At 52.1% G+C, this 2397-nt stretch carries 3 protein-coding genes; 2 read left to right on the plus strand and 1 reads right to left on the minus strand.

Annotation, left to right across the window (positions count from 1 at the left end):
* On the minus strand, positions 1–486 hold a 486-nt coding region (locus tag AC0UA9_RS17495), incomplete at its 3' end, for a serine--tRNA ligase (RefSeq protein WP_475662033.1).
* Between the two features lie 339 nt (positions 487–825).
* Between AC0UA9_RS17495 and AC0UA9_RS17500 the strand changes: the two genes are divergently transcribed.
* Both AC0UA9_RS17500 and AC0UA9_RS17505 read left to right on the plus strand, forming a co-directional pair.
* Positions 826–2079 (plus strand): dicarboxylate/amino acid:cation symporter, encoded by a 1254-nt coding sequence (locus AC0UA9_RS17500; RefSeq protein WP_146945316.1) that lies wholly within the window; start codon positions 826–828, stop codon positions 2077–2079.
* Between the two features lie 115 nt (positions 2080–2194).
* A partial coding sequence (locus tag AC0UA9_RS17505) for a DUF4202 family protein (protein ID WP_475662035.1) occupies positions 2195–2397 on the plus strand: 203 nt, incomplete at its 3' end.

Here is a 2397-nt window from a genome sequence, read left to right on the forward strand (position 1 = left end):
AAAGCGAGCGCCGGTCAGCTTAGCTGCCAGTTCAAAATCGAGATAGCCCGATTTCTTACCAAGATCCACGTGATCCAGCACCTCAAAATCAAACTCACGCGGCGTACCCCAGCGGTGAAGCTCAACATTGTCGTCTTCGCTTTTGCCTTCAGGCACGCTTTCATGCGGAAGGTTGGGAATACCACTGATAGCGTCATCCCACTCTTCCTGCACCTCGGCCAGCTCTTTCTTGGCTTTGTCCAAGCGCTCGCCTAAATCACTCACTTCATCCAGCAACGGCTGAATATCTTCACCGCTAGCCTTCGCCTTACCAATCGCTTTTGAACGCATGTTGCGCTCGTTTTGCAGCTGCTCGGTCTGGGTTTGCAACTCACGACGGCGCGATTCCAGCGCTTGCAATGCCGCTTTATCAAGTTCGAAGCCCCGCCGGGCCAGTTGTTGCGCAGCCGCATCAAGATCACCGCGCAGCAGTTTCGGATCGAGCATGAGTTATCCCTTGGCCTGAAATCAGTGAAACACGGCGTACATCGCCCGTGATGAAAGAAGCCTATTGTAGGCAAAAGCACGGCGGGGAGCTATGGGGGAGCGCCAGCGAGTTATTAACTACTACAGCAAGTTATAAAAAGGAGTTTGGAAAACGAGAATTAGAGGTTCACACCTCCAAGAAAGATTCCCTCCGAACGTTTACTGCACAAAACTCTCTCTCCCCTGCATACGCTATTACCAATCGGCATAAAAACCTTGGCTCACTAGCCCAAAGTGATAGAGTGCCCGCCGATTTGCAGCACGAATCACTAATAATGGATGTTTAACAGGAGAAGCCTCGTGCAAGAAACAGCAAAAAAGGGAAAGTTTTCTTGGTGGAGTAGCATCGCGCTGTGGAAAAAAATTTTAGCGGGGCTGGCACTGGGGATATTAGCCGGTGCGTTACTGGGTGAAACCGCCAGTGTCTTTAAGCCGCTCGGCGATATTTTCATTAATGCCATCATGATGCTGATTGTACCGCTAGTGTTTTCGACACTGGTGGTCGGTATTACCTCAATGCGTGACCCGCAAAAAATGGGCCGTATTGGTGCGCGCACTATTACCTTGTATTTGGTGACGACGGCCTTTGCGATCAGCATTGGCCTACTGCTTTCTACCCTGTTGCAGCCAGGAGTAGGCGTCGATTTGAGCTTCGATACAGAAGTAACTGCCAACGAAGCCCCCTCGCTGATTTCTATTCTGGTCAACTTGGTGCCGCGCAACCCTCTCGATGCCCTAGCGAATGGCAACATTATGCAGATCATTGTATTTGCTATTGGCTTAGGTATTTCGCTAACGCTGATTGGCGAAAAAGGCGAGCCGGTTATGAAGGTCTTCGATAGCTTTGCCGAGGCGATGTACAAGCTCACCGGCATTGTGATGGCCTTTGCGCCCTTCGGCGTATTTGGCTTAATCGCCCATGTTTCTGGCCAGTACGGCTTAGAAATCCTGCTGCCGCTGGCCAAGCTGATTGGCGTGGTATATCTCGCCTGCATTCTGCATGTGTTGGTAATTTACTCTGGGTTTATTTCACTACTTGGCCGCTTGAACCCTATGCGCTACCTCCAAGGTAGCTTGGATGCCATTGTGGTGGCGTTCTCCTCGGCCTCGTCTGCTGGCACGCTGCCGGTATCGATTCGCTGCGCGCAAAAAAACCTCGGGGTTTCAGAGGGCGTATCTGGCTTTGTGCTTCCCGTAGGCGCGACGATTAACATGGACGGCACAGCGCTTTACCAAGGCGTAGTCGTGCTGTTTATTGCCCAGATGACCGGCACCGATCTAACCATGATGGATTACGGCATGATTGTGGCCACCGGCACGCTGGCCTCAATTGGTACCGCAGGCGTTCCCGGCGCGGGTCTCATAATGCTGTCGATTGTAATGGCACAAATTGGCCTGCCTCTGGAAGCGATTGCGGTGGTTGCCGGTATCGACCGTATTCTGGATATGGCTCGCACCAGCGTAAACGTGGCGGGTGATTTGATGGTCACGACACTAGTGGGTAAAAGCGAAGGCGAACTAAACGAAGAGGTGTATAACAACAACCGCGCATAGACTTCTTTATGAATGTTACTTTAGCGCTTGCTGCCTTTGTGTAGCGGGCGCTTTTTTTATGGCCTGGCGCTAACCTGCTAGCATGTTGTTAACCCCCCTAACCATGCGAGCTCTTATGCCCTCTGCGTTTGAACAAACTCTAACGGCCATTGATGCGCTGCACGCCCAAGATCCGCGCCAAACCACCCTTGCCGATGGCACACCCCTGCCCCAAGAGCTTGCCTACGCCCAGCGTATGAGCCATTGGTTAGCACAGTTACAATCTGCCCCTGCCGAGCAAAACGCTTACTCAGTCTCACATATTTACACGGGTGTGCG

Source organism: Colwellia sp. F1 (assembly GCF_056238625.1).